The organism is Candidatus Methylacidiphilum fumarolicum (assembly GCF_949774925.1).
Taxonomy (GTDB): domain Bacteria; phylum Verrucomicrobiota; class Verrucomicrobiia; order Methylacidiphilales; family Methylacidiphilaceae; genus Methylacidiphilum; species Methylacidiphilum fumarolicum.
Genome location: NZ_OX458932.1, coordinates 2,224,947 through 2,242,012 on the forward strand (window position 1 = coordinate 2,224,947; position 17,066 = coordinate 2,242,012).

At 40.5% G+C, this 17,066-nt stretch carries 13 protein-coding genes; 12 read left to right on the top strand and 1 reads right to left on the bottom strand.

Annotated elements, in window-relative coordinates; translation table 11 throughout:
* Positions 1–250: 250 nt before the first annotated feature.
* The 3 genes from aroC to QOL44_RS10155 all read left to right on the top strand — a co-directional run bounded on the left by aroC (position 251) and on the right by QOL44_RS10155 (position 2,942).
* Positions 251–1,339 carry a chorismate synthase gene (aroC, locus tag QOL44_RS10145; RefSeq protein ID WP_009058194.1) on the top strand — a complete coding sequence of 363 codons (1,089 nt, stop codon included), beginning with the start codon at positions 251–253 and terminating at the stop codon, positions 1,337–1,339.
* Positions 1,340–1,419: 80 nt separating this feature from the next.
* Positions 1,420–2,058, top strand: coding sequence for a glycerol-3-phosphate 1-O-acyltransferase PlsY (plsY, locus tag QOL44_RS10150; RefSeq protein ID WP_009058192.1), 639 nt, complete (start codon positions 1,420–1,422; stop codon positions 2,056–2,058).
* Positions 2,055–2,942, top strand: coding sequence for an NAD(P)H-dependent glycerol-3-phosphate dehydrogenase (locus QOL44_RS10155; protein WP_009058191.1), 888 nt, complete (start codon positions 2,055–2,057; stop codon positions 2,940–2,942). The genes plsY and QOL44_RS10155 overlap by 4 nt, the downstream gene beginning before the upstream one ends.
* Positions 2,943–2,955: 13 nt before the next feature.
* Here the strand turns inward: QOL44_RS10155 and glmS are convergent, their stop codons facing one another.
* Entirely contained in the window at positions 2,956–4,806 is a 1,851-nt protein-coding gene (gene glmS, locus QOL44_RS10160; protein ID WP_009058190.1) for a glutamine--fructose-6-phosphate transaminase (isomerizing), read from the bottom strand.
* Positions 4,807–4,849: 43 nt separating this feature from the next.
* Here glmS and QOL44_RS10165 point away from each other — a divergent pair, with 43 nt between their 5' ends.
* The 9 genes from QOL44_RS10165 (at position 4,850) to QOL44_RS10205 (ending at position 16,915) form a co-directional block, all read left to right on the top strand.
* Positions 4,850–6,157 (top strand): glucose-1-phosphate adenylyltransferase, encoded by a 1,308-nt coding sequence (locus QOL44_RS10165; RefSeq protein ID WP_009058185.1) that lies wholly within the window; start codon positions 4,850–4,852, stop codon positions 6,155–6,157.
* Between the two features lie 49 nt (positions 6,158–6,206).
* Positions 6,207–7,151, top strand: a complete 945-nt coding sequence (amrB, locus tag QOL44_RS10170; RefSeq protein ID WP_009058184.1) for an AmmeMemoRadiSam system protein B — start codon at positions 6,207–6,209, stop codon at positions 7,149–7,151.
* 122 nt (positions 7,152–7,273) lie between these two features.
* On the top strand, positions 7,274–8,620 hold the full coding sequence (locus QOL44_RS10175) for a glutamate--tRNA ligase (RefSeq protein ID WP_009058182.1): 1,347 nt from the start codon (positions 7,274–7,276) through the stop codon (positions 8,618–8,620).
* Between the two features lie 6 nt (positions 8,621–8,626).
* Complete coding sequence (locus tag QOL44_RS10180) at positions 8,627–9,238, top strand: CDP-alcohol phosphatidyltransferase family protein (RefSeq protein WP_009058179.1); 612 nt, start codon at positions 8,627–8,629, stop codon at positions 9,236–9,238.
* A gap of 2 nt (positions 9,239–9,240) precedes the next feature.
* Positions 9,241–10,617 carry a ribosome biogenesis GTPase Der gene (der, locus tag QOL44_RS10185; protein ID WP_009058177.1) on the top strand — a complete coding sequence of 459 codons (1,377 nt, stop codon included), beginning with the start codon at positions 9,241–9,243 and terminating at the stop codon, positions 10,615–10,617.
* Positions 10,618–11,020: 403 nt separating this feature from the next.
* Positions 11,021–13,174 carry a beta-glucosidase BglX gene (gene bglX, locus QOL44_RS10190; protein WP_009058176.1) on the top strand — a complete coding sequence of 718 codons (2,154 nt, stop codon included), beginning with the start codon at positions 11,021–11,023 and terminating at the stop codon, positions 13,172–13,174.
* Between the two features lie 242 nt (positions 13,175–13,416).
* The gene (locus tag QOL44_RS10195; protein ID WP_009058173.1) at positions 13,417–14,358 is read left to right on the top strand and encodes a sigma 54-interacting transcriptional regulator; all 942 of its coding nucleotides are present in this window, start codon (positions 13,417–13,419) and stop codon (positions 14,356–14,358) included.
* A gap of 93 nt (positions 14,359–14,451) precedes the next feature.
* Positions 14,452–16,398 (top strand): acetate--CoA ligase, encoded by a 1,947-nt coding sequence (gene acs / locus QOL44_RS10200; protein WP_009058171.1) that lies wholly within the window; start codon positions 14,452–14,454, stop codon positions 16,396–16,398.
* Between the two features lie 190 nt (positions 16,399–16,588).
* Positions 16,589–16,915 carry a DMT family protein gene (locus QOL44_RS10205; RefSeq protein WP_009058169.1) on the top strand — a complete coding sequence of 109 codons (327 nt, stop codon included), beginning with the start codon at positions 16,589–16,591 and terminating at the stop codon, positions 16,913–16,915.
* The last annotated feature ends 151 nt before the right edge of the window (positions 16,916–17,066 follow it).

Here is a 17,066-nt window from a genome sequence, read left to right on the forward strand (position 1 = left end):
CGTTTTTTAAATTATATCTTTTTTAATGTAAATAGAAAGAAAGAGACCTTTTGCTACAATTTATTTTCTTATAAACTCAAGGTGCCTATCCTTTATGAGTAACGGTGTTTAAAAAAATTTTTAGCTCATGATTTCCTCTAGCGATTATTAGAAATTGAACCTAGTATGAATAGGATAATGGATTTTTAAGGCTCCATATAGCCAAGCCATTTACATTTCTTTTATTAGGACTATACAATCATATATATATATGCCCAATACATTCGGACATTTATTTCGCATTACTACTTGGGGCGAATCTCATGGAAAAGGAGTTGGAGTCGTTGTAGACGGCTGTCCATCAAAAATTCCCCTGACTGAATCAGATATCCAGAAGGAACTTGATCGCAGAAGACCTGGACAAAGTAAAATCACTACCCAGAGAAAGGAAAAAGATATCGCCGAAATTCTTTCTGGTACCTTTAACGGGATGACTTTAGGAACCCCTATATTAATTTTAGTAAGAAATGAAGATGCCCGTCCAGAAGCCTACGCTGAGATGGAGTATATTTATAGGCCATCGCATGCGGATTATACCTATCAAGTCAAGTATGGAATTCGCAATTGGCAAGGGGGTGGAAGGGCCTCTGCCAGAGAAACTGTAGGAAGAGTTGCAGGAGGAGCGGTTGGCGGAAAGCTCCTTGAAGTTCTCTACCCTTCCTTAGAAGTTATTGCATGGGTCTCAGAAGTTCATGGAGTCAAATCCTTTTGTGATCCTAATAAAATTACCAAGGATAAAATTGAATCGAACATATTACGTTGGCCCGATTCAGAAAATTTTGATAATGCCTTGAAGGAAGTAGAAAAGGCACAGAAAGAGGGAGATACGGTCGGGGGAGTGATTGACTGTGTAGTTCGTGGTATGCCTCCTGGCCTTGGAGAGCCTGTTTTTGATAAGCTGGAAGCTGACTTAGCAAAGGCAATGCTTAGCTTACCTGCTTCAAAAGGCTTTGAAATCGGTTCTGGCTTTCAAGCAGCCAGAATGAGAGGTTCTGAGCATAACGATCCTTTTTATATGGAAGGCAAAAGGGTAAGAACGTATACGAACTGGAGTGGCGGAGTCCAAGGAGGTATCAGTAATGGGGAAAATCTTTTTTTTCGTGTAGCTTTTAAACCGGTAGCCACTCTTGCCAAAGAGCAAAAGACAGTTACAGTGGATGGCGAAGAAGTTCATTTACGGGCGAGAGGAAGACACGATCCGTGTGTGTTGCCCAGAGCTGTGCCAATCGTTGAAGCGATGACTAAGTTGGTTTTGGCTGATCACGCTTTAAGACAAAAAGTACTGGATTGTAGACCATAAATGTATAAAAATGCTTTTTTTCAATGAACCATTCCCTTTTGATTGTGTATTTTCCAGCATCTTAATTGCATCGGCTCGTTATGGGATCTGAAGCTATTTCACCGCTTTTGCTTTTTAGTGGCATCCTCCTTTCTTTTATTTGCGGTTCCATTCCATTCGGTTTTCTTCTAGGCAAAGCCAAGGGGATTGATATTAGACTTTTGGGCAGCAAAAACATTGGAGCTACTAATGTCGGTAGGATTATGGGTTGGAAATGGGGGCTTTTAGTTTTTTTTCTCGATTTTTTAAAAGGCTTTATCCCTGTTTTTCTTATTCGTTTTCATTTCGATGTTCATCAAACCTCCTCAGATCTTTTTGCTCTGATTTGTGGTCTTTCTTCTATTATTGGCCATAACTTTACGCCTTGGCTAAAGGGAAAGGGAGGCAAAGGAATAGCAACCTCAGCCGGTGTCCTCCTAGCTCTTATGCCCAAGGTGTTCCTCTTGCTTCTGATCTCTTGGTTCGGCATCTTGTTTTTTACCCGCATTGTATCGATCAGCTCGATCTGTGCTGCTTTGTTCTTTCCCTTCTTTACCTTTATACTCTACCCAAACAATCATTTATTCTTCTTTTTTTCCATTGTCGCTTCTTTTCTTGCTATATGGAGACACAGATCCAACATAAAAAGAATTTTCAAAGGGACTGAACCAAAATTGAATTTTTCAAAACAAAACAAATGAAGATCGGTATCCTAGGCCAGGGGAAATGGGGAAAAACGATAAAAAAACTCCTTGCAGAAAATGGTCATGAACCTTTGGGTTTTCATCATACGGATAATACGTGGGAACAACAACTTGACTGTCTTTGTATAGCCATTCCCGTTCAGCATATTCGACAAACGCTTCATCGCTTTCCTAATCCAGAGTGTCCAGTCATAAGTTTAAGCAAAGGATTGGAGATCACTACAGGAAAGAGGGTCACAGAAATAATCAAAGATGTATGGAAAAATGAAAATGTAGGAGCTCTTTCGGGCCCTACCTTTTCAGAAGAAATCCTTGCTGGTCTTCCTGCAGCCGCTGTTGTATCGTCTGAAAAAGAAGCTTTAGGAATATTTTTCCAAAATATTTTTCATTCTAGAACCTTTCGTGTTTATCGGACAACCGATCTGGTGGGATTAGAACTGGGAGGAGCGCTTAAAAATGTTTATGCGATTGCTGGAGGCCTTTGCTATGGACTGGCTCTAGGGGAAAACGCTCATGCCTCTCTTTTGACTCGATCCTTAGCTGAAATGACCAGACTGGGAGTGGCTGCAGGCGGGAAAGCTGAGACTTTCTTTGGTCTTAGTGGTGTAGGAGATCTCTTTCTTACGGCTAGCAGTATGAAAAGTAGGAATTTTAGGCTTGGGATGAGAATAGCTTCTGGCATCCCTTTGACTAAGGCTTTATCAATGGAATCAACCGTTATAGAGGGATATCCAACAGCTTTTTCAGTCCACAAAAGCGCTCTTTTTTCTAAACAAAAAAAACCAGTCGCTGATGAAATCTATAAGATACTTTACGAGGGAAAGAACATTCAAGCTTCAGTAATGGATCTTTTAAGACGGCAAGTGGGGGAAGAAGACTAACTGAAACAACTGCTTATTCTACCGTAACGCTTTTGGCCAAATTTCTAGGCTTATCAACGTCTTTGCCCAAGATAATTGCCAAATGATACGCAAACAGTTGCAGCGGAATAACGGTTAATATGGGACACAAATACTCTTGTGCATTGGGAATATATAAGACCTCATCGGCAACTTTGGAAACAAGGTCGTCTTTTTCTGTCGCAATAGCAATAATCGGTCCTCCTCTTGCCTTTATTTCCTCCATATTACTAATGTTTTTATCATAAACGCCGTCTTTAGGACAAAGAAAAATGCTCGGAGTGAATTGATCGATTAAAGCTATAATCCCATGTTTTAGTTCTGCCGAAGGGTTCCCCTCGGCACTACAATATGAAACTTCCTTTATCTTTAATGCACCTTCCAATGCCACTCCATATTGAAACTGACGTCCAAATAGCAAAAACCTTTTTGAATGGGCATACTTTTTTGCCAACTCTCGGACTTGAGGATCCAACTTGATGACTTCAGCCACTTGATCCGGAAGCGCCTCAATAGCTTCTACGATTTCATGACCTTCTCTAGCAGAGAGAAACCTCAACCTGCCTAATAATAAAGCAAGAAGAGTGAAGATAAGGACTTGTGAGGTAAACGATTTTGTGGCGGCCACTGCGATTTCAGGGCCTGCATGCATAAAGACTCCCCCTTCTGTTTCTCTGGCTATAGAGCTTCCCACACGGTTACATATACCAAGGACCTTCAGTCCCTTTCTTTTTGCTTCTTTTACAGCTGCAAGGGTATCAGCAGTTTCTCCAGATTGGCTTACAGCAATAACCACCGTATGCCTATCCATCGGAGAATTCTTATATCGAAACTCACTGGAAAATTCGACTTCTACCGGAATATGCGCGAGGGATTCAATAAGATATTCCCCCACAATCCCAGCATGTCTAGCAGAACCACAGCCAATAACTTGGATTCTTTCAATCCTGAGTAGTTCCTGAGGACTCATATTCAGTCCTCCCAGTTTAGCCGTTGCTTCTTCTTGGATTAATCTACCTCGGAAAGCATTCCTAATCGTTTCGGGCTGATCATAAATTTCTTTTAGCATGTAATGAGGAAAGCCTTTGAGGCTGGCGCTCATTTCGGTTTGATCAACATCCCGAATTTCAAATCCATTATTTGTTTTATTCAAAGACTGGATATCGAAAGTCTCAGAGCTAATTGTTACAAGATCCCCATCATTTAAATAGACAACTTTATGAGCATAGGGACAGATCGCTGTCACATCGCTACTTAAAAAATACTCCTCATTTCCAATTCCCAAGACCAATGGACTCCCTCTCCTCGCCCCTACAAGCAAGTTGGGGACCTCGGAATGGATCAAAGCAATCCCATAAGTGCCACTAATTTCCTTTAGCGAACGCTTGAGTGCTTGGATAAGTCTAGCAGTGGGATCGTCTTCCTTTCCTAGCTCATAGTAATGACCAATAAGATGAGCTAAAACTTCCGTGTCTGTTTCTGATTGAAAGGTATGCCCTAAATTGATTAATCTTTGCTTTAAAAGTTGGTAATTTTCAATAACTCCATTATGAACCAACGAAAGATGGCGCAACTGATCGAAGTGTGGATGCGCATTTTCATCGCTAGGAATACCGTGAGTGGCCCACCGGGTATGACTAATCCCTACTCTACCATCCAACTGCTTTTTCCCAAGAAGATGGATAAGTTCAGAAATTCTTCCCTTTTTTTTGACCACCTCGATCTTGGTCCCATCGAATATGGCAATACCACTGGAATCATACCCCCGATATTCCAACCGCTTGAGCCCATCAAGCAGAATAGGCTGCGCCTTCTTTTTCCCCAGGTAAGCAAAAATTCCACACATGGTGTATTCTTTTTAAATAAAATCAAAATAAATATCAAACATTATGAATAGATCTCATCTTTTTTCCTTTTCTCCAATGGATGTCATTACAGTGATTCTGGGAGGAGGTGCAGGCACAAGACTATTTCCACTCACCAAAGAAAGGGCAAAACCCGCCGTGCCCATTGCTGGCAAATATCGTCTTGTAGATATTCCAATAAGTTTGTCAATCAATTCTGGGTTAAGAAGAATTTTTATATTGACCCAGTTCAATAGCTCTTCTCTCCATCGACATATACAGCAGACCTATCGGTTTGATGACTATTCGCAAGGTTTTGTAGAAATTCTGGCTGCACAGCAGACTCCCAAAGGAGCTTACTGGTATCAGGGTACTGCAGATGCAGTGAGACAAAACCTTATCCATTTTGCTAGCCACCCTCATGATATGGTCTTAATTCTTGCTGGAGACCAACTCTATAAGATGGATTACCGAGTAATGATCGAACAGCATATTGAAACCTGCGCAGATGTGACGGTCGGAATCACCCCTGTTCCCATAAAACAGGCTTCATCCTTAGGAATCTTAAGGGTCAATGAAGAAAAACGAATAGTGGCGTTCGTTGAAAAACCGAAAGAAAAAGAAGTACTGAAAGAATTTGCTATATCCGACCCTTTTTTAAGTCTTTATCACATACCAAGGGATTCAGCTTATTATTTTGCCTCTATGGGCATTTACGTTTTTAATCGTAAGACCCTTTCCAATGCCCTTGGAGGCGCTGAGCCAGATTTTGGCAAAGATATTATTCCTTCGTTAATCCGTACCCATCGCGTCTACTCTTATATTTATCCTGGCTATTGGGAAGACATTGGAACAATCTCAGCTTTCTATCAAGCCAATTTAGACCTATGCCACCTCCATTCCAATTTTGACTTTTACGATAGTCACTTCCCCATATTTACTCGGCCCAGATATCTTCCGCCTTCCAAAATCCTCGATGCAACAATCGAAAATTCTCTTATTGCAGAAGGCTGCATTATTACAGGAGCGAAAATTACCCATTCTCTTATTGGAATAAGAAGCATTGTTCAACCACAAACTTGCCTCAATGACACAGTGCTTCTCGGAAACGACTATTACGAAACAGAAAGTCAGGCGCTAAGCGCAGAAGGCCACGGCCTTCCTAGAATAGGGATCGGCAATAACTCTTTTATTGAAAAAACCATCATCGATAAAAATAGTCGGATTGGCAATAATGTGAAAATTTCTCCTGCCGGCAAGCCTCAGAATTACGATGGTGATTTCTATTATATTCGAGATGGAATTGTTATCATCCCACGGGGCGGAGTCGTCCCGCATGGAACGATTATTTAACTGAAGCTTTACAGTCTTTAATTTTTCATTTTATTGATTTTCGTTCCCTATGAACTTAAAAAAGAATGCTGTTCGAGCAAGCTGCCATGGATTTTCCTATCCTTCCGATCCTGTAGATTGTCTGACCAAATTCCGGTCCTTTTTCGATCTGCCAGGCGCTTGCGCTTGGCCTAAAAAAAATACGATCGGTAAAGAAAAAAAAGAGAGGCTTGCCGTTTTGTCTCCTCATATCGATTTTCAAGTTAGTCCCAAGGCCTATACTCATGCCTTTTCCCATTGGTTTTCTAGGGCAGAAGCCGACTTTTTTATTATCCTTGGAGTTGGACATCATAGCCGGCTTGAATGGAGTATTGATAGTAGAGATTATATAACTCCTTTAGGAAGAGCCTATAATAGAATAGAAATTGTGGAGCGCATCGAAAGAAGTGTCAATTTTTCTCTTGCTGATCCTGATGGACATCAAAGAGAGCATTCTATCGAATTTCCTATCGTTTTTATGCAAGCTTTGCGTTACTGGATGGGCATCGAAAAGCCCTTAGAATTTGTCCCTATCCTCTGTGGCGGCTTACACGATCTCATTATTTATAACAACGGCAAGGAAGCACTTTCAATGATGCGAATGCTTGCTTCTGCTCTCCGTGAAGTACTGACCGCTTATGGGGAAAAAGCAGCTCTTATCATTAGCATTGATGGATGCCATATTGGTCCAAGATTTGGTCATCCTTTGGACTTAACAAAAGCATTGCTCAAAGATACAGAGTTATGGGAAAAAGAACTATGGAAAAACGTCGAAGAACAAAATTTGGAAGGTTTTCTTGCGCATCTCCAAAAAGAAAAAAATATTCGTTTTTTTGATGGCGTTGGGGCTATTGCCCTTCTTATGGAAATCTTTAAAGACAAACCTTTTTTCTTTAAAAGAACCTATTACGAACAATGGTTTGAACCGCGAGACAGTTCCGCTGTCACTTTCTCTAGCGGATTCTTGACTTACTGATTCCCAAATAATACTCTCTTTAACTCTAAAAAGAAAACAGCTGAATATTTATTTTTAAAAAGAGCTTTCCTAGAATAATTTAGACTAGAGCCCGTATCATTTTTTAACTTATCTTATCTGCCATGACCTCAACCACTCCATCTCATCCACGCGTTCGATTCGCTCCGTCTCCTACCGGCTATCTTCATGTAGGGGGAGCCAGAACTGCTCTATTCAATTGGCTTTACGCCAGGCATACGAACGGAACTTTTATTTTGAGGATCGAAGATACCGATGCAAGCCGGAATACCCCTCAAGCACTATCGGTCATTTTTGAGAACCTCCGCTGGTTAGGTTTAGATTGGGACGAAGGTCCATTACCTGACGGCCGAACCATTGGACCATTTGGTCCTTATTTTCAAAGCCAGAGAAACGATATTTACGAAGCATACTGTAAGAAGCTGATCGATAAAGACATGGCTTATATCAAAGAGGGAGCTGTGCTTTTCCGCATGCCTCGAAAGCGAATTATTGTGCCAGATATTATCTGCGGCGATATCTATTTTGATTGTACCCTTGAAAAAGATTTTGTGATTCGTAGAAAAGACGGTTCTTTTGTTTTTCACCTCGTCAATGTTGTAGATGATTGTGAAATGAAGATAAGCCATGTGATACGAGGAGAAGATCATTTATCCAATACCCCTAAACATATTGCCATTTTTGAATCTTTGGGAATAAAACCACCTCTTTATGCTCATATTCCCCTTATCCTTAATCCGGAAGGCTCAAAAATGAGCAAAAGAGACAAAGGTTCTTCTGTCCAGGAATACATTGATGAAGGTTATTTACCTAAGGCCTTCCGCAATTATTTGTGTTTGCTTGGTTGGTCTATCAAAGAAAACAGAGAGATATTTGACATTGAAGAGGCTATTGCAAAGTTCGATCTGACTCAGATTCATCGGAGCAACGCTCGCTTTAATCGTCAAAAGCTGCTATGGTTGAATGGAGAATACATGAGAACAATGCCCTTAGATGAACTATTCCCTCACGCTTTATCCTGGCTTAAAAAGGCAGGTCTTATTGATGATCACTATGATAATATCCCCTTTTTGAAAGGGGCTGTGGCTATCGTAAGAGAAAAAGTAAAAACGGGCAAAGAACTCATTGATTGGATAAAACCCCTGCTCAGTAATCAAATCGAATACAATGATGCTGTGTTGCAACAATATCTAGACAACGAGGGAAAGAATATCCTCAAAGAAGCCTTCCCATACCTTGAGAAGGTTTCTCCTTTTCACTCAAAGGAACTTGAAGAAACTATTAAGAGCCTAGCGATGAAACACGGAAGAAAGACTGCCGATTATATTCATAGACTTAGGGTAGCGCTTACAGGAAGAACAGTTGGTCCCAGTCTTTATCCAATGTTGGAAGTACTAGGAAAAGAGAAGGTTTTGAATAGATTACATAAAGTGCTATTTGAACATGAATGATGATATATGACACTGGCTTCATGGATAACCTTGTTTAGAATTGTATCCCTTCCTCTTATACTCTTTTTCCTTAAGCAATATGAAAAGAGTGATGAAATCAGCCAACCCGATGAAAAACTGCGTGCAGGTTCCTTGATTTTTTTTCTTGTTGCCGCCTTTTCTGATTGTATCGATGGGTATTTAGCCAGGAACTGTGGACAGAAAAGCAAGCTAGGAGCCATTCTGGATCCGATCGCTGATAAACTGCTTCTTTTTGTCATGCTGTTTTCCTTAGCAACCATCAATGCTTCAAAAATAGCTAAAATTCCTTTATGGTTGCCTCTTCTAATAGCTTCCAGAGATCTTTTCCTTCTTTTTGGTTTTCTTTTTTTAAAAGCCTTACACAAGGAAATGGAAGTTCAGCCGCATTGGACTGGCAAATTGGCTACATTCATGAGTTTTAGTTTAGTGGGTTTTTCTCTGCTAGGAATTGCAAAACTAACCAATATTTCAGTCTATTTGTGTGCGCTTTTTCTTATGCTTTCTAGCATAGTATATTCTATCAGAGCCATAAAAATTCTACTTTCTCAACATCATCATTCTGTTTCTCCAACTGCAAAAAAAGATAATCTTTTATAGGGATGAAAGTCGTAGCCATTATCGGAAGGCCGAACGTTGGAAAGTCTCTTTTGTTCAATAGGATCTGTTGCAAAGAACTATCACTGGTTCATGATATCCCAGGAGTCACAAGGGATCGAATCATTTCTTTTATCCACAGGGATGGCCAAAAAGCAATGCTCATAGATACAGGAGGTTTGGACTTTAATTCAAAAACAAATTTAGAAAAGTCCCTTTTCGAGCAAATTGAGATTTCTTTAACAGAAGCTACCCATATCCTTTTTGTCGTCGACGGCAGAACTGGACTCACCCCTTTAGATCTAGAAATAGGAAAATTTTTAAAGAAAAGGCATAAGCCAGTCTTTGTTGTCGTCAATAAAATAGACGATCCTAAACTGGAAAATAATACTTTGGACTTTGTTGCGCTTGGATTCGATACCATTTTCCCAGTTTCAGCAGCACACAATAGAGGTATAGAAGAGCTTCTTCGTTCCATCTTTGTGAGCGACTCCATAGTGACTGAGCAAAAGGATTTAAAACTGCCCGCTGCTCCTCCTACTCGTATCGCCGTAATAGGACAACCCAACGCAGGAAAATCAACGTTGATAAACGGGCTTATTGGAGAAAAAAGGCTTGTGGTGGACGAACATCCGGGGACAACTCATGACGCTGTTGATGTTGATTTTAGTATTGCTGGTCTTCCTTTCACGCTGATTGATACGGCAGGGCTCAGAAAAAAAAACAAACTACAACCAGGCTTAGAAAGTAAAATAGCTGGTCGGACGGTACATGCTATAAACCGCTCACATATCGTTTTGTTTGTCATTGATGCTGAAAAAGGAATTAGCCTACAAGATAAAAAAATTGGCGGATTGATACAAAAAGCTTTTCGGCCCTGTATCATTGTCCTCAATAAAATTGATTTGTTAGAGAATTCCTTCGATCGGCGAAACTGGGGAAAAGAAAGTCGCCTACTCATACAAAGAGAGCTTCCATTTTTAAGTTATGCCCCTGTAGTGGCACTCAGCGCTGAAAAAAAATGGAATTATCAAAGCTTATTCACTGCAATTCTTCTAGTAGACCAGGAAAGAAAAAAATGCATTCCTACCCATGATGTCGCCGAATTTTTCCAAAGGACCTTGCATCAATTCCCCCCACAGCCCATTCAAGGTAAAAGATTAAAAATTTACTACGCCACACAACTTAAGAATAAAGACAGTTCCAAAGGGCCTCCGTGTCCAACGTTTGTTCTTTTTGTCAATAATCTCAAATTACTCAAAGCTGCCTATAAAAAATTTCTTGAAGGAAAACTTCGCCAAACTTTTGCCTTTACCGGTTGTCCCATTTTGTGGAAATGGAAAAAGGCTCAAGGGAAAAAAACGCTTCTGATTCAAAAGTAGTTTTAGCTTATCCCTGGAACATGACCCTTGAAATCATTTTTAGGAAAATGGCCCAGTTTTCCACTCATACCGCAAACATCCAGCGAACTACTTACTACTGGAGCAGCATGACCAGAACCGACTTTTAGTCAATTCAAGACCCAACTTCAATATCGCAGGCATTTTGAAAAATTTGGTCTAACCTTACACAACAACCCATTGATGGATGGAGACAAAGGATCCAGTCCATGCTATAAGACACGTCGGAAACCAACTTCGCTAAAGTAGAAAATCAGATTCTCTCCTTTTTAGATAGGCTTAAAAGGGGACGGATTTCCCTAAAATCCCTTTGTAAAACATCTGACAGGTTGAGCCTCGAAGACTATATTTTGTCAGTTAGTCTATTTTATTTATTTTTTTAACAATGTCCCCATCCTCTTTAAAACCGATCGAACCATCTGATGTCAGAGCTATTCTTTCCCAAATGAACCTAGAAGAAAAGATTGGACAGTTGGTCCTATTAAGTCCCAAGGATGGGATGCTATCTGAAGAGCTAAAAACTCTTATTCAAAAAGGAAAAGTAGGATCCTTTTTAAACCTAACAGACCCCTCTCAAATTGAAGCAGCTCAGCTGATTGCTTCGAACAGAGGCCGTTTACAAATTCCTTTACTATTTGCATTCGATGTCCTGCATGGTTTCAAAACCATTTTTCCTATCCCGATCGCTTTGGCATCTAGTATGGATCCAGAACTTATTGAGCTGGTAGCTCATGCTGCCGCTAAAGAAGCAAGAGCTTTTGGAATCCATTTGACTTTTGCTCCCATGCTTGATGTTTGTCGAGATCCTAGGTGGGGAAGAGTAGCCGAAAGTCCAGGAGAAGACCCGTTTTTAGCCTCTCTCCTTTCTTCAGCATGGATCAAAGGGTTTCAAGGCAAGAACCTTTCTTCTTCTAGTCTCCTCGCTGCTTGTCCTAAGCATTTTGTCGGTTATGGAGCTGTCGAAGGTGGGAGAGATTATAATTCAGTAACTATTTCTCATAGGCTGCTTCAAGAAATCTATCTTCCTCCATTTCTCCAAGCCTTTAAAGAAGGAGCGTTTGCAACGATGGCAGCCTTTGTAGCCATTAATGGCTTACCGCCAGCTGCCAATCCACAGTTGCTAAAAGGTTTACTAAGAAAGGACATTGGATGGGAAGGTCCAGTTATCAGCGATTGGAATGCCGTCAGAGAACTGGTTCAGCACGGGATCACTGAAAATGAAAAGACGGCAGTGGCACTCGCCATAAATTCTGGCATTGACATCGATATGGTTAGTGGCCTTTATTCCCAATATTTAGAAGAACTCCTCAAAGAAGGAAAGGTCAAAGAAGAAACGATTGATGAGGCAGCCTTAAGGGTCCTAACCCTTAAAAAAAAGCTTGGACTCTTTACCCAAGAGCCACACCCTCTAAAGATAGATCAAAACCAATGGCAGACCATTCTTAAAACCAACAAGCAAATAGCTTTGGAAGCAGCCAAAAAATCCGTGGTTTTATTAAAAAATGAAGATGGGCTGCTCCCCATTGCTCCTTCTATTCGCTCTATTGCTTTGATCGGTCCTTTCAGTGAAGAACGCAAAGAACATTTAGGCCCCTGGTCGGCTATTGGAGATTGCAATGATGTAATAACTCTTGCTGAAGGCCTAAAAAGATATGCTCCTAGAGGAACAAAAATCCACGTGGTGGAAGGCTGCAATAAGTTTAGTCATGGCACGGTAGATTATCAGCAAGCCCTCAAAATCGCTCAAAGTAGTCAACTGATCGTAGCAGCCGTGGGAGAAAAAGCAAATATGTCAGGAGAAGCCGCATCGAGAGCTTTTTTAGACTTGCCAACACAACAGCAGAAGCTTATTGAAGTCTTATTAGAAACCGGAGTCCCAGTTGTCCTCATAGTCTTTAGTGGCAGGCCGTTGGATCTCTCAAGAATCATTTCCAAAACTAAAGCTATCCTGCAAGCTTGGTTTTTAGGAACAGAGACCGGAGAAGCTTTAGGACAGATTCTTTTTGGGCTCTACAATCCTTCTGGAAAGTTGCCGATTACTTTCCCAAGATCCGTCGGGCAGATCCCAATTTATTATGCCCAACTTCCTACCGGTAGACCAGCCAATCGTTCCTTTCCCTCCTGCCGCTATATCGACCAAAGCAACACTCCCCTTTTCCCTTTTGGTTATGGATTAAGCTACACTACTTTCCATTACAGTTTCCCTACTCTCAATCGTTCCAGAATCAATTATCATGAAACATTAGAGATTCTGACGGAAATAGAAAATACAGGCACGGTTCCTGGAGAAGAAATCGTCCAGCTTTACATTCGTGATCCAGTAGCTTCCATTTCTAGACCTTTAAAAGAACTAAAAGGAATAAGAAGAGTCTTTCTTAAGCCTGGAGAAAGACAAAAAATTAAATTTTCTCTTTCCTCCGTAGATTTAGCTTTTATAGATTATGAAGGGAAAAGAAAGATTGAACCTGGCCGGTTTTTCCTCTGGGTTGGACCCAATTCAATGGAAGGCAAAAGAGCAGAGTTTGATCTTGTTCCATAATATTAAGCCTTCCGCAAAAAAAAATATTTACGAATAAACCAAAAGAAACTTTTGACTCGTATTGCTTTTTCTTTTTAAGGGAAAGAAAGTCAAAAAGCTGTGACTATCACCAAAATAACAAAGATCTCAATGCTCTTTCTGGATTATAATTTAATAATTTGCATGCTGCTGTCTCCAACAAAATATTTTTATATACAACCAAATAGCACTTATCCAATGTCTTTTTCAAACGCTTTGCTGCAATGAGACGTTCTGCTTCCTTAGATACCCCATATGCAATCATCGGCAAAAGCCGTTTGGCAGAGGAACTCCGAAGAATGGTAGCAATCGCCGCTATGACTGATCAACCAGTATTGATTTCTGGAGAAACAGGCAGCGGCAAAGAAATCGTTGCAAAAGCCATTCACTTTAGCAGTTCAAGAGCAATGCATCCTTTCGTTTCCATCCACTGTGCCTCCCTTCCCAAAGAATTAGCTGAGAATGAAATCTTCGGAGGACATTTTGCTGGTGTGGAATCCCAGAGAGCGGTTATGGGACATAAGGGCAAAAAAATAGAGGCCATTGGAGGCACCCTTTTTCTTGATGGAGTAGAAGAACTGGATCCTTCCCTCCAATCAAAACTTCTTCGCCTTTTTGAAGAAGAGAAAATCACCAAAGCTAGATCTATTCGGATAATAGCTTCTAGCAAAGAGACGATTGAAAAAAATATTCAAAGTGGACAATTTCGTAAGGATCTTTTCTACCGGTTAAATGTTATTCGCATTCATACGCCTCCCCTTAGAGAAAGAAAAGAAGATATTCCTGATTTAGTCCAATTTTTTATCGCTAAATATGCAAAGGAAAATCCCAAACGAATATCAAAAAAAGCGCTTTCTTTACTCTATAGATATCATTGGCCAGGGAATGTAAGGGAATTAGAGAATATGATTATACGACTTTGTCTAACTCAACCAAAAAAGACAATAGAGCCTATGGATATCGATCTGCCCCTTAATAATCCACTGGAAATAAAAGAAATCCAAAATCTTTTCAACTTACCTCTCCCGAAAGCCCTAGAAGAACTTGAACAAATGTTCATACATAAAGCTCTTGCCGAATGTCCCACTCGCTCAGCTGCCGCTAAAAAACTTGGAATCGTTAGGCCCCTCCTTTACGCTAAGTTACGTAAGTACGATATCCATTAATATTTCTTTTTCTTTTCTTGCTTTACAAGGGTAGTAAATTTTCTTTCAAGAAAAAGAATATCTGTTTAATTATGAGAAGAGAAGGACATTTCCATGGACTCCATAAAAGAAGACAACTCTTATTCTTACTCTATTAAAAAAATCTATTCTCCACTCCCATGCTCGCAGAACGATTTAGTCGATTCCATGCAAACGTATTTTACCCTCTACAAAGAATCTATTGCTCATCCTGAACTTTTCTGGGGAAATATAGCCAAAGAAATCGACTGGTTCGAACCATGGACTAAAGTTTCCGATGGCCAATTCCCTCATTGTCAGTGGTTTTGTGGAGGCAAACTTAACGCAGCCTATAATTGCTTGGATAGGCACTTAAGCGGAAATAGAAAAAATAAGACAGCCCTACTCTGGGAAGGAGAATTTGGTGAAAGGCTTTCTTACACTTATCAAGAGTTAAGTCAAGAAGTGGCTAGATATGCCAATGTCCTAAGGAGGCATGGAGTCAATTTCTCAGATACGGTGATCATTTTCATGCCTCTAATTCCCCAAGCAATCATCACCATGCTTGCTTGTGCTCGTATTGGAGCTATTCATAGCGTCGTCTTTGCTGGATTCAGTGCAAAGTCCCTCCTTGAACGAATAGTTGATAGTGGAGCCAAGGTCATTGTTAGCGCTGATGGCGGCTTTCGAAGAGGCAAAATCATTCCTTTAAAAGAGCGTGTGGACGAAGCACTTAAACACACCACACAAATTCAAAAAGTCCTTCTTTTTAAAAGGACAGGGGCCCCCACTGGATGGTGCCATGGAAGAGACTATTGGATGGAAGAAGAAGCCAGCTTAGTTGAAAATACTTGCGAGCCGGTTTCCTTAGACAGTGAGCACCCCCTTTTCATTCTTTATACAAGTGGCACGACCGGAAAACCAAAAGGGGTTGTCCATTCCACTGGAGGCTATTTGGTTCAAACGGCTTTCAGTTCGAAGATTGTATTTGACCTACAAGAAGATGATTTATACTGGTGCACGGCCGATATTGGATGGATTACTGGCCACAGCTACGTAGTCTATGGTCTGCTAGCTAACGGAGCATCCGTTTTCATTTATGAAGGAGCTCCCGATTTTCCTTCTTATGATCGATTTTGGCAGCTTATCGAAAAATACAAGATCACTATATTCTACACTTCTCCTACTGCGATCCGATCCTTTATCAAGTGGGGGCCTCAATGGATAGAAAAACATGATCTTTCTTCCTTGAGATTATTGGGCAGTGTTGGAGAACCAATCAATCCCGATGTATTTTTATGGTTCTACAAAAATATTGGCAAAGAAAAATGTCCCATCGTAGACACATGGTGGCAAACGGAAACGGGGTCTATTTTAATATCCCCTCTACCCAAAGTTACTCCAATGAAACCTGGTTCAGCCACTTTTCCACTTTTTGGAATAGAACCAGAGGTCGTTGATGAAAAAGGTGAGCCCATGCCTGCTGGCAAAAATGGGCTGTTGGTCATTAAAAAACCATGGCCTTCGATGCTAAGAGGCATCTATCGTGATGAGGAGAGTTTCAAAAAAATTTACTTTAGTAGAATCCCAGGAGTATACTTTACAGGAGATGGAGCGTATAAAGATGAAGAAGGGTACTTCTGGATTATAGGCAGAATCGATGATGTGATCAATGTCTCGGGACATCGCATTGGATCTGCTGAATTAGAAAGCGCACTCATTAGTCATCCGGCAGTTGCTGAAGCTGCAGTCATTGGAGTCCCTGATTCAGAAAAAGGAGAGGCTCTTATAGCCTTCGTAACACTAAAAGAAGGATGGACTTCATCATTGGACTTAGAGAATGCTTTAAAGGAACATGTTGTAAAAGAGATAGGCTCTATAGCAAGACCAAAGGAAATTCGATTCATTGATGCATTGCCTAAGACCCGAAGTGGCAAGATTGTTCGAAGACTTCTTAAAGAAATCAGTCGTGAGGGGCACATTTCAGGGGATGTAACCACCCTAGAAGATAGCCAGTGTTTAGATAAGCTAATAAAAGGCTAAAAATATTCTTGATCGCCAACGAGAATTAGTCTATGACAAGCTTGTTTCTTATTTTTCTTCCTTGCCTGTGATCAAAAACAGCTGAGATTAGTTTTTTTTCAGAACTTTCTTTTTTGGTGTCTTGCTTGGAAAGAAGAGAGCCATAGAACATTTTATGCAACCTAAAAAAAACCAATCTACATCTAGACCCATGAAAACGATTTTGCTCTTAATTATTTCCAACATATTCATGACTTTGGCATGGTATCTGCACTTGAAATTCAGACACAAGCCTTTGCCTACAGCCATTATGATGAGTTGGGGACTAGCCTTCTTTGAATATATTTTTCAGGTACCAGCCAATAGAATTGGATCGTATTCTTTTAGCGTGACTCAACTGAAGGTGCTTCAAGAATGCATTACTCTTGCAGTCTTTACCCTGCTTGCTTGGATCATTTTCAAAGAATCCCCTAGCTGGAATCTCTTTATTGCCTATCTGTTAATCATAGGAGCGGTATTCTTCGCTTTTAAAGGATAAAAATAGAAAAACCACCTAATCAACCATTTAGGATCTCAAGAATTTGAAAAAAATAGAAGACCCCCGAAAGTCTTTTTCTAAATACCGAATAGTATGCTCTTTTGAAGTCTATCGTCTGATAGAGTTATAGCCTTTGAGATAGATCGGCTTT